This is a genomic window from Faecalibacterium prausnitzii (assembly GCF_019967995.1).
Lineage (GTDB): Bacteria > Bacillota > Clostridia > Oscillospirales > Ruminococcaceae > Faecalibacterium > Faecalibacterium prausnitzii_E.
Genome location: NZ_CP065377.1, coordinates 2,390,637 through 2,410,317, shown reverse-complemented (window position 1 = coordinate 2,410,317; position 19,681 = coordinate 2,390,637). Strand labels below are relative to the sequence as shown.

Sequence of the window (19,681 nt, the reverse complement as noted above, 5' to 3'; positions counted from 1 at the left end):
CCCTATCAGGGGAGCTGGCACGCGAAGCGTGACTGGAGAGGTTTACAAGCTTTGCTGGTATTCCCGCGGGCTGAGCCCCGTGACCTTTTTGAACACCTTGGAGAAATAGAACGAGCTCTCATAGCCCAGTTTTTCCGCGATCTCGTACACCTTCAGGTTGCCCTGTTCCAGCATCTCCTTGGCGGCGGCAATGCGGGTTTCGGTGATATACTCCACAAAGCCGCTGTCGCCGTATTTGCCAAAAAGCTGGCTGAGGTAGTTGGGCGAAAAGTTGAACACCGCCGCCACATCGGCCAGCGTCAGTTTTTCCGAAAGGTGATTTTTGATATACTCCTGCACCTGTGCCACCACCTGCATCTTTCCAGCCGTAGCATCGCCGTCACCGGCCTCCACAAACTGGATGGGATTTTCAGCGGTCAAGATGGGCTGCAGGTGGGCATTTTCACGGCAGCGGCGGGCAAGGCCCAGCAGGGAATTGGTGGGCCGCCCCACAGCCCAGAGCAGCCGGACCGTGAAGTAGTTGTACAAGATCTGGCTGGCCCGCTCCAGCAGGGGAAGCAGCACTGCCCGGTAGTTCTGGCATTGGGCATCGGTCAGGCAGAACAGCACATTGCAGCGCATGGCATCGGCCCCGGTTACGTAGCAGGGCAGATAATTTTGCAGGGTGGTTTCCAACATCCGTGCACAGGAAAAGCTCAGTTTCAGCTGCTGTGCGGGGGCAAGCTCTGTGTTGGCAATGATCTCGCAGCTGGCCACAAGGTAGTCGTCGCTTGTAAGGTTCAGTTCCATGTGCTGCAGCGGCTGCTCCAAAGATTGCTCGTCCGGGAACAGCCCAGCGTACAGCCGCACAAAAAAGCGTTCCTGATAGGTGCGCACGCTCTCGGCAAGGTTTTCCTGCACCGACAGCTCCCCAAGCAGCGCCCGCTCCTTTTTGACGCGTTCTGCGGCGCGGGCCAGCGCGGTCTGCAGATTTTCCGGGGTCAGGTCCAGCTTAACAAGGTAATCCACCACCCCGGCCCCCATGGCCTGTTTGATGTAGTCAAATTCCTCAAAGCTGGTCAGCATAATAAAGGCGGGCAGCGGCCCCCGTTCCCGGCAGGTGCGGGCCAGGGTCAGGCCATCCATCAGGGGCATTTTTACGTCTGCCACCACGATATCCGGCTTTTCGCGCTCGATCATTTCCAGCGCCAGCTTGCCGTTGCGGGCAGTGCCGCAGACAGTATAGCCCAGCTTTTCCCATTCCAGCATTCCCTGCAGGCCAATGAGGACCAGCGGCTCATCATCCACAAGTAAGATCCGCAGCATGATCGTTTCCTTTCCTCTGATAGGGCAGTCGGATGGTCACCTCAGTCCCGATGCCCTCCTCGCTTTCAATGGTCAGGCCGTAAGCTTCGCCGAACGAATACTGGATGCGGCGGTTCACGTTCCACAATCCAACATGGCGGAACTTTTCGGCCTTTTCTTTTTCCCCGGCGGGTGCGTCCAGCAGATGCGCCACCTGCTCCGGCGGCATCCCGATGCCGTCGTCGGTCAGCCGCAGCAGCACATCCCCCGTGGCCGGATCGATGGAAATATCCAGCAGAACGCTGCCGTGGCCGCCCTTGGGCTCCAGCCCGTGGAAAATGGCGTTCTCCACCAGCGGCTGCAGCGTAAAGCGGGGGATCAGGCAGTCCCGGCAAAGCCGCTCGTCCTCGATCCGGGAAACCTCAATCTCCAGATCGCCGCCATAGCGGTACTGCTGGATGGTAAAGTAATCGTTGAGCAGAGCCAGCTCCTCCTGCAGGGGCACCAGCTTCTGCGTTTCCTTTGAGATGCTCTTGGTCAGCCGGGCAAAGGCGGTCACCATCTCGGCAATGCCGGGCGCGTGCTGGATGGTGGCCATCCAGCGGATGCTGTTCAGGGTATTGTAGATAAAGTGGGGGTTGATCTCGCTTTGGAGCATCCGGTATTCCAGCTCCTGTTTTTTGCGCTCGTCCTCCACCCGGCGGTTCATCAGGCCGTCCACATCGGCGGCCAGCTTGTTGATGCCTCGGCCAATGTCGCCCAGCTCATTGGGCCACTCTACGGCAGGGTCGGCAGTAAAGTCGCCGCCGCCCACAGCTTCGATCCGCTTCTGCAGGGCCTCCACCGGGCGGGTAATGGCCCATTCCAGCCAATGCTGCATTAAAAAGCTCAGTCCCCACACGATGGCAAGCCCCAGCCCCAGCAGCCACAGATAGACACGGCGCTGCTGTAAAAAGGTGCTTTCGGGCATCACCTGGATCAGTGCTGCACCCCGGCCCTCCAGAACGACCTTGATTGCAAAATAACTGCTGCCGCCCTTCCGGAAGCGCCCCTGCCATGCGGACTGCTTCCAGGTGCGGTTCTCCACCGTGGAGCGCAGTGTGTAGGAAACATCAGAAAAGGCAGTTTCCACCTGGGTCAGGCGGCCATCCTCGATCTGCCAGAGCTGATTGCCCATTTCCCAATAGAGTGCGCTGCCCTCGCTCGTGGTATAGCCCGCTGCGGGATCGGTGATGACCGATGGATCCAGCGCAAGGTAGGCTGTGCCGCGATGCATCGTTCCATGGCCGGAACGGATGGGCCTGCTGATGGCAAGGCAGGCCGGGTGAGAGATCATCAGCGGGTCGGTGGTGAACCGCATCCCGTATCCCTGCTGCAAAAACAGGGATACGCTGCTCTGGTTCAGGGCCGAAGAGCTGTTCAGCGGGCCGAACTGCAGGTGCCGGTCGTTTTCGTTGCTCATAAAGAACCGGATGACCTTGGGGTACAGCGGGTTGGAATAATACTTTTCCTGCGCCGCCTTGTAAGCTGCAATGGTCTGGGGGCCGTTGACCTCTTCCTGTGAAAGATAGCGGCGCACGGTGTCGTTGATGGAGGCCCAGTTCAAAAGAGCATCCGCATCGTTCAGGCTTGTCTCGATGCTGGTGGCCACCAGCCGCAGGTTGAACTCTGCCGCCTGCAGGGTGTTTGTACGGACATATTGGTTGGAAAGAAAAAACAGTGCCGCGCAGACAGCAAGGGAGGTCAGCACTGTAAAAACGCGCGTGCTCCACACGATCTGCCGCCGCAGTGAAAAGCGGTGCCCGGGGCGATCCATACGCATTCTCCTTTCCCTTTCATTGGACAGCTTCCAATTTATACAGTACTGATTTTTGCGGCCTTTGTCAACGGCTTTTTGCATGATTTTTGTATACATTGTACTGTTTTTATTTGTTGCACATTTGCAATCTGTGCAAGAAATCAAGAAAGTACAGATTTCAGCATAAGAAAGTGCATCTTTTTGAGAAAGGCCTGCAAAAAATACAGCCCCGCCCGGAATAATTCCATTCCGGTTGGGGCTGTTTTGCGGTATTCTAGTATCAACAAAAGCGAGCGGCTCCCCGGCACGGGGGAGACCGCTGCACAAAAAACGCACTGCCCTGAAGGAGGACAAGACTTATGAAAAAGATCTCTCGTCGTTCGTTCCTGACCGCTGCCGCCGCCTGCGGCGCAGCTGCTGCCCTGACCGCCTGCGGCGGCTCTTCCAGCTCTGCCGCTGCTTCCTCCACTGCCGGTTCCACCGCTGCATCCGCAGCCGCAGGCCCTGTTACCCTGCAGTGGTCGGTGTGGGATAAGGAGTCCACCCCCTACTGGCAGGCCATGGCCGACGGCTACATGGCAAGCCACAAGGACGTGACCATCGAGATGGTGGATCTGGGCTCCAGCGATTACATGACCGTTCTGGCTACCCAGCTGGCCGGCAGCGCCGATCTGGATATCGTGACCATCAAGGATATTCCCGGCTACGCAAACCTCATCAATCTGGATTACCTCAAGCCCCTGAACGAGGTGCTGACCCGCGACACCGGCGATTTCAACGGCACCATCGAGCAGCTGACTACCGATGACGGCAACTTCTACGCCGTGCCCTTCCGCAGCGACTTCTGGGTGGTGTACTACAACAAGGACCTGTTCGATAAGGCCGGTGTGGAGTACCCCTCCAATGACCTGACGCTGGAAGATTACGATGCGCTGGCCCGCAAGATGACCAGCGGCTCCGGCGATACCAAGGTCTATGGCTGCCACTATCACACCTGGCGCTCCGCCGCTTCTCTGTTCTCCATTCTGGACGGCAAGAACACCATCATCGATGGCACCTACGACTTCATGAAGCCCACCTACGATATGGTCATTGCCCAGCAGAAGGACGGCATCTGCATGGACTACGGCTACCTCAAGACCTCCTCTCTGCATTACTCCGCCGCCTTTGAGAACCAGCAGTGCGCAATGGTCAACATGGGCAGCTGGTTCATCTCCACGCTGGAAGCCTACATGAAGGATGCCGAAACCAAGTTCAACTGGGGCATCGTCAAGTACCCCCACCCCGCCGGTGCAGCTGCCGGTTCTACGCTGGGCACTGTGACCAGCCTGGCCATCAACGCCGACTCTCCCAAGGCAGACGCTGCTGCCGACTTCATCAACTGGTGTGTCTCCGAGGAGGGCGCACAGGCTATTGCCAAGACCGGCACCTTCCCGGCCTGTGGCTCTGACGCTACCGCTGAGATCATCAAATCCACCGAGGGCTTCCCCGAAGACAGCAATTCTGTGGATGCGCTGACCACCAGCAATGTCTATCTGGAGATGCCCTACACCCAGTACGCATCGGATATCGAGACCATCCTGAACGCCGAGCACGATGCCATTATGACCATGAGCGAGACCGTGGACGAGGGCATCCAGAACATGAACGATCAGGTTCCCGCAGTTCTGGGCTGATCGTCTCCCGCTGCTTTCTCATCATCTCCTTCTTCATCATAAAACACCGGAGGGCGGGCGATTGCCCGCCCTCCCGCCTTGTCAACGGAAAGGAGGCTCTTTTATGGCGAGTGCTACTGTCCAGAATAAAACTCCCCGTAAAGTGCTAAAAAAATCGACCCGCGATTCTCTGATCGCGTATTCCTTCATTGCGCCAAACTTCATTGGCTTCTGCGTGTTCACACTGGTGCCCATGGTGTTCGCCATTGCGCTTGCCTTCTGCGCATGGGATGGCCGCCACGCCATTGAATTTATCGGCCTGAAGAACTTTGTAAAGCTTTTCACCACCGATAAAATTTTTCAGGCGGCGCTGAAAAACACCATCGTCTATGTCATTGGCACTGTGCCGCTGACGCTGGCCTGCTCGCTGGCCATGGCTGTGCTGCTGAACCAGAATGTGAAGCTGCGCAACTTCTTCCGCACCGTGGCATTCTTCCCTTACGTTGCCTCGCTGGTGGCGGTGGCAGCGGTGTGGAACATGATCTTCAACCCCTCCATGGGCCCCATCAACATGATCCTGAACCAGTTCTTCGGCGTGGCGGTGGAAAACCTGCCCCGCTGGGCTGCCGGTAAGGACACCGCCATGCTGACGGTCATCCTGTTCAGTGTGTGGAAGAACATGGGCTACTATATGGTCATTTATCTGGCCGGCTTGCAGGGCTGTAACCCGGACCTGAACGAAGCCGCCGAGCTGGACGGTGCCAACCGTTGGCAGCAGTTCTGGCACATCACCCTGCCCCAGCTGCGTCCCACCACCTTCTTTGTGGTCATCATGCTCACCATCTCCGGCTTCAAGGTCTACGACCAGATGTACATGATCACGCAGGGCGGCCCCGGCACAGCCACCATGACGCTGGTGTACTATATTTACAATGTTGCCTTCGTCAACACCCCGAAATACGGCTACGCAAGTGCCATTGCCATGGTGCTGTTTGTACTGGTGCTGATCGTTACGATCATCCAGTTCCGCGGCTCCAAGGGCGAGAACTGAGAAAGGAGGAAGAAACTATGACGACTGCTGTACGCAAAGACCACGCTTCTCAGAAGCGCCGCAATTTCATCTCCAAGTTCCTGATCTATTTCTTCCTCATCGTCATCACAGCCTGCATGCTGCTGCCCTTTTTGTGGATGCTGTCCTCCTCTTTTAAGCTGAATAAGGACGTGTTCGGCTTCCCCATCCAGTGGATCCCCAAAAATCCCCGCTGGCAGAACTATGTGGACATCTGGACCCAGATCCCGCTGCTGACCTTCGTGAAGAACACGGTCAAGATCACGGTGGTGGTCACCCTGTTGCAGCTGTTCACCTCCTCCTTTGCGGCCTACGCCTTTGCCAAGATGCAGTTCAAGGGCAAGAATGTGCTGTTCCTGGGGTACATCGCCACCATTGCAGTGCCGTGGCAGGCCTACATGGTGCCCCAGTTCATGATGATGAGCTCTTGGCATCTGAACAACACCCATCTGGCCATTATGTGCCTGCAGGCCTTCAGTGCCTTCGGCGTGTTCCTGATGAAGCAGTTCTACGAGGGTGTGCCCACTGAACTGTGTGAGGCCGCCCGCATCGACGGCCTGAGCGAATACGGCATCTGGTGGCACATTATGCTGCCTCTGAGCCTGCCCGCCCTGTCCACCCTGACCATCTTCACCTTCGTGAACACCTGGAACGACTTCCTTGGCCCCCTGATCTACCTGACCAAGACCGAGCTCAAGACCATCCAGATCGGCCTGCGGATGTTCATTACCCAGTATTCCGCAGAATACGGCCTGATCATGGCGGCCTCTGTGGTGGCACTGATCCCTGTGCTGATCGTATTCCTTTCTCTGCAGAAATATTTTGTGCAGGGTGTTGCATCCACCGGTATCAAGGGCTAAAATAACACCCGTAAGCGGGGTGCGGGCAGTCCCCGCGCCCCGCATTTTTTGGATAGAGGGAAAACGTTATGTTATATCCGGAGCAGAATGAAGCACGCCTGAAACTGAGCATGGACGGCACATGGGAGTTTGCGCTGGGCAGCTGCGAGGAAAACCAGTTCGACCCCGCAAAGCCCCTGCCGGACACGCAGCCCATCGCCGTTCCTGCCAGCTACAACGACCAGAACGACCAGACCACGGCCCTGCGCCGCCACTACGGCTGGGCATGGTATCAGCGCAAGTTCACCCTGCCCGCCTTCTGCGCCGGGCAGCGGGTGGTGCTGCGGTTTGGCTCGGTGACCCACACGGCAAAGGTCTGGCTGAACGGTCAGCTCATTGCGCAGCACAAGGGCGGCTTCACCCCCTTTGAAGCCGATGTCACCGCACTGCTGCGCCCCGGTGAAACGGCTCTGCTCACCGTGGCCTGCGACAACCGGGTGAACCACAGCACTCTGCCTGTGGGCAACGAGGACGGCCAGCTGGCCTTCTTTGGCTCGGACAATGCGGGCATCCCCAGCGTAGAAGCTGCCAAGCGCGCCGCCGCACCCCAGAACCGCCCCAACTTTGATTTCTTCAACTATGCGGGCATCCACCGCCCGGTGGTGCTCTACACCACCCCCAAAGAGTATATCGAGGATGTGACTGTAGTGCCGCACACGGATGGCAGGGTGGATTACCGCATCCAGACCGTGGGCACCGCACCGGTGGCTGTCACTGTGCTGGAGGCTGACGGCAAGGCTGTTGCAAGCGCCGAGGGCGCAGCGGGCACCTTGACCATCCCGGAGGTGCAGCTCTGGGAGCCGAAGCCCGGCGTGCCCTATCTTTATACCCTGCACATCACCTGCGGGGCGGACGTCTACGACCAGACCTTTGGCGTGCGCAGCATCGAGGTGCGGGGTACACAGGTGCTTTTGAACGGCAAGCCGCTCTATTTCAAGGGCTTTTGCAAGCACGAGGATTTTACCGCCCATGGCCGTGGCTTTGACCCGGTGCTGAACGTAAAAGATGTAAACCTCATCCACTGGGCCAATGCCAATGCCGTGCGCACCAGCCACTATCCCTACGCTGAGGAGTTTTACGATCTGTGCGACCGGGAGGGCATTCTGGTCATGGACGAAACCCCGGCGGTGGGCATCGGCGGCGGGGCAGTGCTGAACCCCTACAAGGAATACCCCATCGCCGAGCATCACCGGCAGGTGCTGACCGAGATGATCCGGCGGGACAAAAACCACCCCTGCGTGGTGCTGTGGAGCCTTGGCAACGAGCCGGATCTGGAACACTTCCCGCAGGATGCCTACGACTACTGGTACCCCCTCTATGAGCTGGCCCATCAGCTGGACCCGCAGAACCGCCCCGTCACCCTGGTCTGCTGCCAGAACGACTACACCAGGGACATCACTACCCGCACTATGGATATCGTCTGCATCAACCGTTATTACGGCTGGTACAACCTGTCCGGCGATCTGGATGCCGCCTGCTATGGCCTGAATCAGGAGCTGGATTTCTGGGCAGACCAGCACAAGCCTGTGATGATGAGCGAATACGGCGCAGACACCCTTGCCGGTCTGCACACTGCCGGAGCCGAGATGTTCAGCGAGGAGTTTCAGGTGGAGTTTTACCGCCGTCTGGATGCGGAGTTTGACAAGCGCCCCTGGTTTGTGGGAGAATTTGTCTGGAACTTTGCGGACTATGACACCGTGCAGGGCCCCATGCGGGTGGACGGCAACAAAAAGGGTCTGTTTACCCGTGACCGCCGCCCCAAGCTGGGGGCGCACTTCCTGAGAGAACGCTGGAAGGACATTCCAACGTTTTACTTCAAATAAACCTCTCAGTCTGCTTCGCAGACAGCTCCCCTAATAGGGGAGCCCTTGGCAAAGAGGAAAAAAGAATCTTCTTGAGATAAGGAGCTGCTTATGAAGACCTATCCGAATCACCCAATGACCGACGCCGAGGCAAGGCAGGCACTGGCCGATGCCTGCAAGCAGGTGGAGACCAATCTGCCGCTGTACACCTGGCAGTGCCAGAATCATTCCAGTGTAAACGGCATCTACCCCGGCTGTGCCAACAACCAGTGGACCTGCGGCTTCTGGCCGGGGGAGATCTGGCTGGCCTACGAGGCCACTGGGGACGAAAAATTCAAGGCAGCTGCCCTGATTCAGGTGGACAGCTTTGCCGACCGCATTGCCCGCAAGGTGGAGGTGGACCACCACGACATGGGCTTTCTGTACAGCCCCACCTGCGTGGCAGCGTGGAAACTGGTGGGCAGCGAAACCGGCAAAAACGCCGCCATCGCCGCCGCCGACCAGCTGTTGACCCGCTACCAGCCCAGCGGAAAATTTTTGCAGGCATGGGGCACCATGGATGACCCCGGCAACTACCGCTATATCATTGACTGCATGCTCAATGTGCCGCTGCTGTACTGGGCAGCGCAGGTGACCGGCAGCGACCACTACCGCGAGATCGCCGCTGCCCACACCGCCACCACGCTGGCAAACTCCTTCCGGCCGGACGGCAGTACCTACCACACCTTCTTTATGAACCCGGACGGCACCCCCAAGGGCGGACGCACCTGTCAGGGCTATAAGGACGACAGCTTCTGGGCACGGGGACAGGCGTGGGGCGTGTACGGAAGTGCCATCGGCTACACCTACACCCACGATGAAAAGTTCCTCAATGTGTTCCGCAAGGCGCTGGACTTTTATCTTTCCCGCCTGCCGGAGGATCTGGTGCCTTGCTGGGATATGCTCTTTGCACCGGAAAGCGGCGAGCCGCGGGATTCCTCCTCTGCTGCCATCGTGGCCTGCGGCCTGCTGGAAGCCGCCAAGTATGTGGGAGAGGAAGAAGCTGCCCAGTGGCGCACCCTTGCCCGGCAGATGCTGGCCAGTCTGACCGCAAACTACGCAGTCAAGCCCGGCACCCTCGGCTCCGGCCAGCTGCTGCACGGCACTTACAGCAAAAAAAGCCCCTACAACACCTGCACCCCGGAGGGCGTGGATGAATGCACGAGCTGGGGCGATTATTTCTACATGGAGGCGCTGACCCGCCTGACCAAAGACTGGGAGATGTACTGGTAATGAACTTGCAGACCAAAGCGGATTTTACCGCACTGATGCACAAATTTCTCGACCCGCTCAAGCCTTATTATTCCGCAGGCTGTGCCCGGCTGCATCTGGGCGATACGGGCGTGACCTACGACCAAAATGCCATTGAGCTGGAAGCCTTCAGCCGCCCGCTGTGGGCGCTGGTGCCCTTCTGGGTGGGCGGCGGCTCCGACCCGGAGTTTGAAACCATCTACCGCAAGGGACTTGCCGCCGGTACTGACCCGGAAAACCCCGAATACTGGGGCACCACCGGGGAGTACGACCAGTGCTATGTGGAGATGGCCGCCATTGCCTGCGGCATTCTTACCGAACCGGAAAAGCTGTGGACATCGCTCTCTGACACCGAAAAACAGAACCTTGCCGCATGGCTTGGGCAGATCAACGCCCACACCATCCCGGACTGCAACTGGCAGTTTTTCCGCATCCTCGTAAACCTTGCCCTGAAAAGCGTGGCCATGCCCTACAGCCCGGAGCTGCTGGAGGACGGTCTTTGCAAAATCGACAGCTATTACAGCGGCGACGGCTGGTCCACCGATGGCGCCTCCGTGCAAAAGGATTACTACATCCCGTGGGCCATCCAGTATTACGGACTGCTGTACTCTAAATTTGCCGCCGACACCGACCCCCGGCGTGCCGCACTCTACCGCCAGCGGGCCCAGCTGTTTGCACAGCAGTTTGTCTATTGGTTCGATGCCAACGGCGCAGCGCTGCCCTTTGGACGCAGCCTGACCTACCGCTTTGCTCAGAACAGCTTCTGGGCGGCCTGTATCTGGGCGGGGCTGGAACCGCTGCCCCTGCCGGTGATGAAGGGGCTCATCGTCCGCAACTTCAACTGGTGGCTGGGGCAGAAAATGTTCGACCGGGACGGCATCCTCACCATCGGCTACTGCTACCCGCAGATGTACATGGCCGAGCGGTACAACGCCCCAGGCAGCCCCTATTGGGGCATGAAGAGCTTCTTGCTGCTTGCTTTGCCGGACGACCATCCCTTCTGGTCTGCCGAGGCTGCGCCCATACCCGCATTGGAGCGGCTCAAGCCCATGCCCTATGCCAACATGCTGGTGCAGCGGCGGGCGGGCCGGGTAACGGCCTACGCCGCCGGTGTCAACGAGGGGCACGGCCACGGACAGTTCCCGGAAAAGTACGCAAAATTTGCCTACGATACCCGTTTCGGCTTCTGCGCCTCCCGCAGCCGGGAGGTGCTCCATCAGGCCGCACCAGACAGTATGCTGGCCTTTGTGATAGACGATAACGTGTTCGTGCGCAAGGTGAGCAAAACGTGGGAAATTGAAGCCGGGACGGTGACCGCGCAGTGGTCACCCTTCCCTGGCATTGAGGTCACCACCACCATCACCCCCACGGCCACCGGCCACCGCCGCCATCACGAAATTGACAGCAGCTTCGATTGCGAAGCCTATGACTGCGGCTTTGCCGTGCCCAATTTTGCACCGGGATACGCCGAAGGTGTGGAAAACAACACCGCCGAAGCCCGCTGCGACGCACTGCGCTGCACTGTGACGGGCAGAGGCGAAGCGGTAGTCATCGGCTGCGACCCCAACACCAGCCTGTATTTTACCAATGTCCACCTGCCTGCGGTGAAATATCATATTGCCAAAGGACGCACTGTTCTGGATACTGAGATCCTTGACGAAGCAGACTGATGCCGCTTCTTTCCAGAAAAACAGTCGTTTTTGTGCGGCTGTTTTTCTTATATCCTGTGCTATAATGAAAGCAGAGAATGCTGCGAGGTGACATTTATGCCTTTGAACGATCCCATTACCCCGGCACTGCTGGCCGACCCGGAAATTTTCCAGCAGAACCGCCTGCCCTTCCATGCCCATTTTGCGGACCAGACCAGCCCGGAAATGCCCCTGACTGTCAGCTTGGATGGCGAGTGGGCTTTCCGCTATGCGGAAAACCTGACTGCACCCTTTACGGACTGGGACACCCTGACCGTGCCGGGCTTTATCCAGATGCAGAGCCTGCAAAAGCCCGGTCAGCCCTACGGCGCGCCCCATTACGTCAACACCCAGTACCCGTGGGATGGTCACGAAAAGCTGCACCCCGGCGAGATTCCGCAGGATTATAACCCCATCGGGGAGTATCAGCGCAGCTTTACCCTGCCGGAAAGCTGGGCGAGCTGCTACCTGCGCCTGAACGGTGCGGACAGCACCGCCGCCGTCTGGTGCAACGGCGTTTACATCGGCTACACCGAGGATACCTTTACCCCGGCAGAATTTGATATGACCGCCGCCGTCCATCCCGGCGAGAACACCCTGACCGTGCAGGTGTACCGCTTTTCCTCCGGAAGCTGGCTGGAAGATCAGGATTTCTGGCGCATGAGCGGGCTGTTCCGCTCGGTGGAGCTGTTCACAAAGCCTGAGCTGCATCTGGAAGATGCCTTTGTGAAGCAGGAGTTTGCTCTGGACTTCTCCAGTGCCACAGTCACCTTTGATTGCAAGGTCAGCGGCGCGGGCACCATCTCGGTGGTGTTCAACGGGCAGCAGCAGTCTGCTGAGGTGGGTGTGCCTGCGGAATACGACAGCGGCGTGGTGTTCGGCAAGGGCGAGGCTGACCCGGACGTGGAAGAGGACGTGCAGGACGTTTCCTTTACCTTTGCGGTGACTGATCCCGCCCTGTGGAGCGCTGAGCAGCCGAACCTGTACGAGGCGGAAATTGCCCTGCTGAATGAGGGTACTCTCGTGGAGCGTACCGGCATGAAAGTCGGTCTGCGGAAGTTTGAACGGAAGAACCGCCAGATGCTTTTGAACGGCCAGCGTATGGTGTTCAAAGGTGTCAACCGCCACGAGTGGAGCTGCCGCACCGGTCGCACCATTTCCCATGAAGAAATGCTCTGGGATGTGAAAAACCTGAAAGCCCACAACGTCAACGCTGTGCGCACCAGCCACTACCCGGACGAGCCGTATTTCTTACAGCTCTGCGATGAATATGGCCTGTATGTCATTGGGGAAACGAACCTTGAAACGCATGGCACATGGCAGAAGCTGGGCGCGGATGGCTCGGACGAGTGGACACTGCCCGGTGCGCGCCCGGAGTGGCGGGAGAATGTGCTGGCCCGTGCCGAAGCCATGCTGGAGCGGGACAAAAACCACCCTGCAATCCTCGTCTGGTCTTGCGGCAACGAGAGCTACGGCGGCAAGACCCTGTGGGAGATGAGCGAGTACTTCCGCCGCACCGACCCCAGCCGCCTTGTGCACTACGAGGGCATTTTCTGGGACCGGGAATATCCAGCCACCTCCGACATGGAAAGCCAGATGTACACCCCGGTGGCCGACATTAAAAAGTTTCTGGCGGAGCACCCGGAAAAGCCCTTTATCATGTGCGAGTACAGCCATGCCATGGGCAATAGCTGCGGCGGCATCACGGATTATACCGAGTATGCTTACGAAGAGCCCCTGTATCAGGGCGGGTTTATCTGGGAGTACATGGATCACGGCATCGCAGTGACCGACCCGGACGGCAGACCCGGCTTTGCCTACGGCGGCGACTTTGGCGACCGCCCCACCGACCGGGAATTCTGCGTGGACGGTCTGGTACTGCCGGACCGCCGCAACACCCCCAAGATGGACGCAGTCAAGGCAGCCTATGCGCCCCTGAAGATCACCCTCACCGATACCGAAGCCGTGGTGGAAAACCGGAATCTCTTTACCGACCTGAGCGCCTACGATCTTGTGTTTGCGTCCTCGGTCAACGGCCAGCCGGAGCGCCGTGCGGTGCTGCGGGTGGACGGCAAGCCGGGTGAGACAGTGCACATCCCGTTCCCGTTTGCTCTGCCGGAAGCAGGGTTTGCCTGCATGACCGTTACCGCTATCCAGCGGGCTGCAAAGCCCGGCATCCCAGCGGGCTATGAAGCTGCCTTTGGGCAGGTATGGCACAACCACGCCGCCGCCCGGCTGACCCTGCCCGCTCCGCAGCTGGTGGAGATGGACTGCAACATCGGCGTAAAGGGCGAAGGCTTTGAGTATCTCTTCAGCCGGGGCAAGGGGCTTGTGTCCATCCGCTATAACGGCGTGCAGCTGCTGGACGATACCGTGCGCCCCAACTTCTGGCGTGCGCCCACAAACAACGACGAGGGCTGTGCAGAACCCTTTGAGTTTGCCTTCTGGAAGACCGCCGGTCTCTATGCCCGGTGCGATGCCCTGACTGCCGAAATAAAGGGAGAATTTGTCACAGTTCGTGCCGTCTACACCCTGCCGGGCGGGCAGACGCTGCCCATTGAGTTTGCCATCGACGGTGCAGGCCGCTGCGACATTACGATGACATGGCAGGGCGAAAAGACTGAACTGCCGGAGTTCGGGCTGCTCTTCCCGCTGCGCCGGGAGCTGACAGAAGTCTCCTACTTGGGTCTTGGCCCCCGGGAAACCACCGCTGACCGCACCGCAGGCGGCAAGATGGGCGCATGGAGCTACAACGTCCGGCAGGACTTTGCCCAGAACACCCCGGTCTACCCGCAGGAATGCGGCAGCCGCACCGGTGTGTACAGCGCAACGCTCACCGGCAGCGGATTGAATATAGGCATCGGCTTTGCAGGGGACGGCATGACCTTCTCGGCACTGCCCTACACGCCCCATGAACTGGAAAACGCCCGCCATCTCTACGAACTGCCTCGCGATGACAATAAGACCATCGTGCGCTGTGCTGCCTTCCAGCGCGGCGTGGGCGGCGATAATAGCTGGGGCGCAAAGCCCCATGCAGACACCTGCTTTGCGGTGGAGAAGGGGACAGCATTTCATTTTTTAGTTCAAAAATCAAACTATCGCAATTTGCATTTTTAATGCACAAGCAACATCCAAAAACTGCATATCGCAAACAGGTTGTTGAGAATTGCGCTGCTTTCGGCAATGTGCGAGAAAAAGCGAGGGAAACTTTGGCAAAAAGAGAGAGGGCTGGACGATGCCAGCCCTCTTGTGGGTCACAATTGCGCTATCATAGCGCCAATATCTGCATGAATGCAGACAGACTGCCGCTCGATCTCCGGCGGGCAAACGGCCTGTCCCTGATTGATGCAGGCGTAGAATGCATTTGGATTTTTAGCGGTCATCCGCCAGAACGGATACTTGATGATGACCGGGGTGTTGTAGCCAACCCCCAATTCCAGAAAGAGGATGCGCTGTCCCTCGTGGCGGCGCAGAAATTCGCTGTACCGGTCGGCAGCAGTGTGCCAACCCACGTCCTCCACAAAGGTATCGTCTGCACGAAGGTTCATGCTCATGGGTCTGCCGCAGTGCGGGCAGTGGGGAACAAGCTCGGACGGGATATAAGTTTTCAGGATGGTATTCTCCGGTACGGTCAGTTGACCATCCGGTGCAATGATATACCCCTGCGCTTCCACCATCTGCCGGATAAGCTTGTCGTTGTCATACGTTTCCTGACAGCATGGTTCACTGCACTGGAACAGACCGTAATCACCCTGTGTATAGAACAACCGTTTTTTGTCGAACCCTGCTTTCTGAAAACAGTGGTCTACGTTGGTTGTCAGCACAAAGTAGTCCTTGTCTTTCACAAGAGAAAACAGACCTTGATACACCGGCTTGGGTGCATCCTGATAGCGGTTGATGCAAATATAGCGGCTCCAGTATGCCCAGTATTCCTCCATGGTGGGGTAGGGGTAAAAGCCGCCGGAGTACATATCCGTAAAGCCGTACTTGCTGGCAAAATCGGAGAAATATTCCCGGAACCGCTCCCCGTCATAGGTAAAACCTGCCGAGGTAGAAAGCCCTGCACCTGCACCGATGACCACTGCATCGGCATGGCTCAGAACCTGCCGCAGCGTATCAATCGGCCCGGAGCAGTCGTTCGTAGATTTTTTTGTCCATATCTTTGAAAACATTGAAGATCACCTTTTTGATGCTTGTGGGTGTTTGCAGGAACTCTTTCACAGTCTGCACCGCAATCTCTGCTGCAAGCTGGTTGGGAAAGTGAAACTCTCCCGTGGAAATGCAGCAGAACGTCACGCTTTCCAACCCGTTCTCTGCCGCCAGCTCCAGACAGGACCGGTAGCAGGAAGCCAGCAACGCCCGGTCCTGCTGAGTCACCCGACCATGGATGATCGGGCCGACGGTGTGCAGCACATAGCGGCAGGGCAGATTAAATGCAGCCGTGAGCTTTGCCTGTCCGGTGGGCTCCGGGTGTCCCTGCCTGTCCATGATCTCCGCACAGACAAGACGAAGCTGTACCCCGGCATAGGTGTGGATGGCGTTGTCGATACAGCCGTGGTTCGGGCAGTAGCAGCCGGTCATGCCGCTGTTGGCGGCGTTGACGATGGCATCGCATTTCAGGGTGGTAATGTCCCCCTGCCAGAGGTACAGCCCCGGCTGCAGGGGTACTAGGTCAGCTGCATCGGTGATGCCTTTTGCGGCGGTCTCCTCTTGCAGGTACGCATCCTGTATTTGCAGAAAGTCTGTGCCGATGCGCCGTGGTTCACGGATATTCATCAAGCCCCGCAGGAGCTGCCGCTGGGTGTCTGCGTCTGCCGGGATCCGCAGTCCCTGATACTCCGGGTGCTCTTTCAAAAGCACCTGAATAAGGATCGTTCGCCGCTCACTCTGGTTCATGGTGTTCGCCTGCCTTTCAAAATCTTTCTATAAAAACGCAGCAGTCTACCCGTTCAGAAGACTGCTGCGCTGTTTTTTCAGATCAGAACTCGTAGGGAGGGTTGCCGGAGAAGTCTGCAATGATGCCGTGGGCATCCTCCAGATAGAACACCTCAAAGATGGGGTTGGCAGCCTCGCCGTACTGGCTCTTCACGATGGGGTTTGCGATGCACATCTCCTTGGCGGTCATGTTGTTTTCAAACACAGCCTTGCCATGCAGACGGATCCATGCGTACTCCGGGCTGGAAACGGAGATCTCGATATTGGGATTTGCCTGCAGGTCCTTGTAAACATCCTTCTGGTTGTTGGTGCAGAACCACAGCTTGCCGTCCAGCTCACCGGCAAACATGAAGGGACGGCACTTGGCCTTGCCGTCACGGCCTACGGTGGCCAGATACTGCACCGGGTTTGCGTTCAGAAATTCTACGACTTTATTCATGGGATGTACCTCCATACATTGTTCTTTTCGGACAGCTTTATTGTAATGCGCTTTGTGCGGCTTGTGAAGTACGCACAATATTGTGGTGTAGTTACCGGAAAGATACTATTGCGCTGCTGCTTGCTTTTTTTGCTGTTGAAAGCTATAATGATGCCATAAAGCGGTTTGTGGTATCCGTGCATCCGGCACGATGACCACTTGAAATTCCCTTGGAGGTAATTATGGAAAAGGAAATCCTCAAAGAGCTCCCGGCCTGCCCGGTGGAGACCACCCTGACCCTCATCAGCGATAAATGGAAGGTGCTGATCCTCCGGGATCTGATGCTGGGCACAAAGCGTTTTGGAGAACTGAAAAAGTCCATCGGCCATGTAACCCAGAAGGTTTTGACCGCTCAGCTGCGGCAGATGGAGGAAAGCGGATTGCTGACCCGGAAGGTCTATGCTGAAGTGCCGCCCCGGGTGGAATATACTCTGACCGAATTGGGGTATAGTTTGAAACCGGTTCTGGATGCCATGCGGGCATGGGGCGAAGGGTATAAAAACAGGCTGGAAGGAAAGGCGGAATAAGCGTATTTGCTTGCACAATCTCCCCACCCAGCACAAGCTGGGCATACTCCAGCGGCCTATTGTAAGATCATCTTCCCGAAGGGGGAGGCCCAGAAGGCAAGCTGAGCGTTCACGCGAACGCGCACAGGAAACAAAAAACGATAGGAGCCGCAGAAAACGGCTCCTGTCGTTTTTTGTTTGCAGTCAGTTTTTACGGTTCAATCACATTGAAAGTCTTCTCGAACTTGGAGGCGTACGCCAGCAGGCGCTTCAGAACGGTGGCATCGCCGCTGATCTGTACCTGCCCGGCCTGCTGACCTGTCATCAAGGCAAAGAGCTGCAGACGCTTGCAGGTGACGGAAGCCTGCGCATCCGGATGGTTCTCGCCGGGGTAAGACAGCAGGATGCCATTCTTACGGGTTACATAGAACTGTTCATTCACATCTGTCACCGTCAGATTCAAAGTCAGATCATCGTTCTGGGCGGCATTGGCATCGGTCATGATCGCGATGTAATCCAGCAGCATGGCGATGGTCATCTCGCCCATTGTCGCGGCCAGTCCATTGGCTGTGCGCGCCAGTTTGGACAAGTTGCCCTTGCGCAGCTCGGCGGCACCCATCAGATAGGCATTGCGCCACGCGCCGGACTCTGCCTGATAGCCAAGCTGTTCCAGTGCATCTGCACACAGATTGCGTGCTTTCTGATTGGACGGGTCGGCGTAGACCAGTTCTTTGGTGATCTGCGCTACCCATTGATACTCGCCCTTTTCGTAGTCTTTTTTCGCTTTGCAGAGCACCAGCTCTGTGCTGCCCAGATATTCCACCAGCTTCCTGGCAGTATCGCTGGGCGGGAGCGGGTTCAGGTTGACCGGGTTGGCATCGTACCAGCCCAGATATTTCTGGTAAACGGCCTTGGAATTGTGTGCCAGTGTGCCGTAATACGGCCGGGTGTACCAGACCTTTTCCAGTTTTTTGGGCAGGGTCAGCATCGCCGAGATCTCATTCGAGGTATACCCCTGGTTCATGTAATGCAGGGTCTGGTCGTGGATGAACTTATAGATGGAGGCTGTATTCAGCAGATACTCATGGATCTCCTCGCCCCAGTGCGGCCAGTTGTGGCTCTGGAACACCACATCGGTCTTATCGCAGAAGCGCTGGTCGGCCTCGATGATATATTTTGCCCACTCGTTGGCATCGCGCACCTCTGCGCCGCGCAGGGTGTAGAGGTTGTGCAGGGTGCCGGTGCAGTTTTCCGCCATCCAGAGGGCGCGGTATTTCGGGAAATAGGCGTTCATTTCGGCGGGGGCTTCGGTGCCGGGGGTCAGCTGGAACTCGATCTCCAGCCCGTCGATGGTCAGTTTCGGGAGATCTTCCCCGATCTCGTAGGTAGGAGCGATGAGGGACACCGTACCGGTGGACTGTCCCATGCCGATGCCCACGCTCAGCGCACCCTTTTCGCCCTTGTCAAGCACCGTGCCGTATTGGAACTGTGCGCGCCGCGCCATGGCGATGCCCGCATAGACATTTTCGCTGATGGCGTGCTTCAGAAAGCCCGCCGGCGCAAGCACAGGGACCTTGCCGGAAGCCAGCTGGTCTTGGAGCGAAAGGCTTGCATCTGCTGCCTGTGCGCGGTCGATGATACCCTCCACGCCGCCGAAGTGATCCACATGAGAGTGGCTGTATAGTACGGCCTTGATCTCCAGCGGGCCGAAGCGGTTTTCCATCAGTTCCTTGGCGGCTTTCATGTTTTCCCTGCACATCAGCACGTCAAACACGATCCAGCCATGGTCGGTGCGGATAAAGGTCGTATTGGCCATATCGAAGCCGCGCACCTGATAGATGCCGTCGCACACTTCAAACAGACCGGCCTTGGCGTTCAGCTGCGTGTTCCGCCACAGGCTCGGATTGACGGTGTCCGGTGCGTCCCGGTTCAAATCGCCGTAGCTCTGCAGATCCCATGCAGATCTGTTATCATCACCATCAATGATCCTGCCTTCCGCGTTGTCCAGCCAGCCGCGCTCTGCGTTGGCAAACTCCCGCCGGTCGGAAAAATCCAGCGCTTCATACCATTCGGCGTTCTTTTCTGCCGTGATAGCCGTTGCCTCTTCGATCTCGCCCGGTTGGGTGGAGTCCTTGAAAATGTCTGTGATAAAGTTCAGACCGTTTTCATCGGTGCTGCCTGCTGCATGCGCAGTCAGGGATGCGCCGCAGGCCAAAGCTGCAGCCGCCGAAGCGGAAATAAAGTTTCTGCGGGTCATCTTCATAGTCGTTTGCCTCC

At 57.8% G+C, this 19,681-nt stretch carries 14 protein-coding genes; 8 read left to right on the top strand and 6 right to left on the bottom strand.

Going from position 1 to position 19,681, the window contains the following annotated elements; all coding sequences use genetic code 11:
• Positions 1 to 42 precede the first annotated feature (42 nt).
• On the bottom strand, positions 43 to 1,305 hold the full coding sequence (locus tag I5P96_RS11710) for a response regulator (protein WP_223382252.1): 1,263 nt from the start codon (positions 1,303 to 1,305) through the stop codon (positions 43 to 45).
• Positions 1,280 to 3,100: a sensor histidine kinase gene (locus I5P96_RS11705; RefSeq protein WP_223382251.1), complete on the bottom strand. Its 1,821-nt coding sequence runs from the start codon at positions 3,098 to 3,100 to the stop codon at positions 1,280 to 1,282. The genes I5P96_RS11710 and I5P96_RS11705 overlap by 26 nt, the downstream gene beginning before the upstream one ends.
• A 341-nt stretch (positions 3,101 to 3,441) precedes the next feature.
• Here I5P96_RS11705 and I5P96_RS11700 point away from each other — a divergent pair, with 341 nt between their 5' ends.
• From I5P96_RS11700 to I5P96_RS11670, 7 genes are all read left to right on the top strand, one after another.
• Complete coding sequence (locus I5P96_RS11700; RefSeq protein ID WP_223382250.1) at positions 3,442 to 4,758, top strand: ABC transporter substrate-binding protein; 1,317 nt, start codon at positions 3,442 to 3,444, stop codon at positions 4,756 to 4,758.
• A gap of 103 nt (positions 4,759 to 4,861) precedes the next feature.
• Positions 4,862 to 5,788 carry a carbohydrate ABC transporter permease gene (locus I5P96_RS11695; protein ID WP_118553844.1) on the top strand — a complete coding sequence of 309 codons (927 nt, stop codon included), beginning with the start codon at positions 4,862 to 4,864 and terminating at the stop codon, positions 5,786 to 5,788.
• A gap of 17 nt (positions 5,789 to 5,805) precedes the next feature.
• Positions 5,806 to 6,666 carry a carbohydrate ABC transporter permease gene (locus I5P96_RS11690; protein ID WP_223382249.1) on the top strand — a complete coding sequence of 287 codons (861 nt, stop codon included), beginning with the start codon at positions 5,806 to 5,808 and terminating at the stop codon, positions 6,664 to 6,666.
• Between the two features lie 68 nt (positions 6,667 to 6,734).
• Complete coding sequence (gene uidA, locus I5P96_RS11685; RefSeq protein ID WP_223382248.1) at positions 6,735 to 8,528, top strand: beta-glucuronidase; 1,794 nt, start codon at positions 6,735 to 6,737, stop codon at positions 8,526 to 8,528.
• A 90-nt stretch (positions 8,529 to 8,618) separates the two neighbouring features.
• Positions 8,619 to 9,779 carry a glycoside hydrolase family 88 protein gene (locus tag I5P96_RS11680; protein ID WP_223382247.1) on the top strand — a complete coding sequence of 387 codons (1,161 nt, stop codon included), beginning with the start codon at positions 8,619 to 8,621 and terminating at the stop codon, positions 9,777 to 9,779.
• Positions 9,779 to 11,467, top strand: a complete 1,689-nt coding sequence (locus I5P96_RS11675; protein WP_223382246.1) for a DUF2264 domain-containing protein — start codon at positions 9,779 to 9,781, stop codon at positions 11,465 to 11,467. The genes I5P96_RS11680 and I5P96_RS11675 overlap by 1 nt, the downstream gene beginning before the upstream one ends.
• 96 nt (positions 11,468 to 11,563) lie before the next feature.
• Positions 11,564 to 14,602: a glycoside hydrolase family 2 TIM barrel-domain containing protein gene (locus I5P96_RS11670; RefSeq protein WP_223382245.1), complete on the top strand. Its 3,039-nt coding sequence runs from the start codon at positions 11,564 to 11,566 to the stop codon at positions 14,600 to 14,602.
• A gap of 137 nt (positions 14,603 to 14,739) precedes the next feature.
• Here I5P96_RS11670 and I5P96_RS11665 read toward each other — a convergent pair whose 3' ends face one another.
• The 3 genes from I5P96_RS11665 to I5P96_RS11655 form a co-directional block, all read right to left on the bottom strand.
• A complete protein-coding gene (locus I5P96_RS11665; protein ID WP_223382243.1) occupies positions 14,740 to 15,657 on the bottom strand; it encodes an SIR2 family NAD-dependent protein deacylase in 918 nt (305 codons plus the stop codon).
• Positions 15,602 to 16,381 carry a protein-ADP-ribose hydrolase gene (locus tag I5P96_RS11660; protein ID WP_223382241.1) on the bottom strand — a complete coding sequence of 260 codons (780 nt, stop codon included), beginning with the start codon at positions 16,379 to 16,381 and terminating at the stop codon, positions 15,602 to 15,604. Before I5P96_RS11660 ends, I5P96_RS11665 begins: the two co-directional genes overlap by 56 nt.
• 82 nt (positions 16,382 to 16,463) lie before the next feature.
• Positions 16,464 to 16,859, bottom strand: a complete 396-nt coding sequence (locus I5P96_RS11655; RefSeq protein ID WP_118526777.1) for a pyridoxamine 5'-phosphate oxidase family protein — start codon at positions 16,857 to 16,859, stop codon at positions 16,464 to 16,466.
• Between the two features lie 221 nt (positions 16,860 to 17,080).
• On the opposite strand from I5P96_RS11655, the gene I5P96_RS11650 reads away from it, so the two are divergent.
• Entirely contained in the window at positions 17,081 to 17,425 is a 345-nt protein-coding gene (locus tag I5P96_RS11650) for a winged helix-turn-helix transcriptional regulator (protein ID WP_097778356.1), read from the top strand.
• A 190-nt stretch (positions 17,426 to 17,615) separates the two neighbouring features.
• Here I5P96_RS11650 and I5P96_RS11645 read toward each other — a convergent pair whose 3' ends face one another.
• Positions 17,616 to 19,667, bottom strand: coding sequence for an alkyl/aryl-sulfatase (locus tag I5P96_RS11645; RefSeq protein WP_223382239.1), 2,052 nt, complete (start codon positions 19,665 to 19,667; stop codon positions 17,616 to 17,618).
• Positions 19,668 to 19,681: the final 14 nt, after the last annotated feature.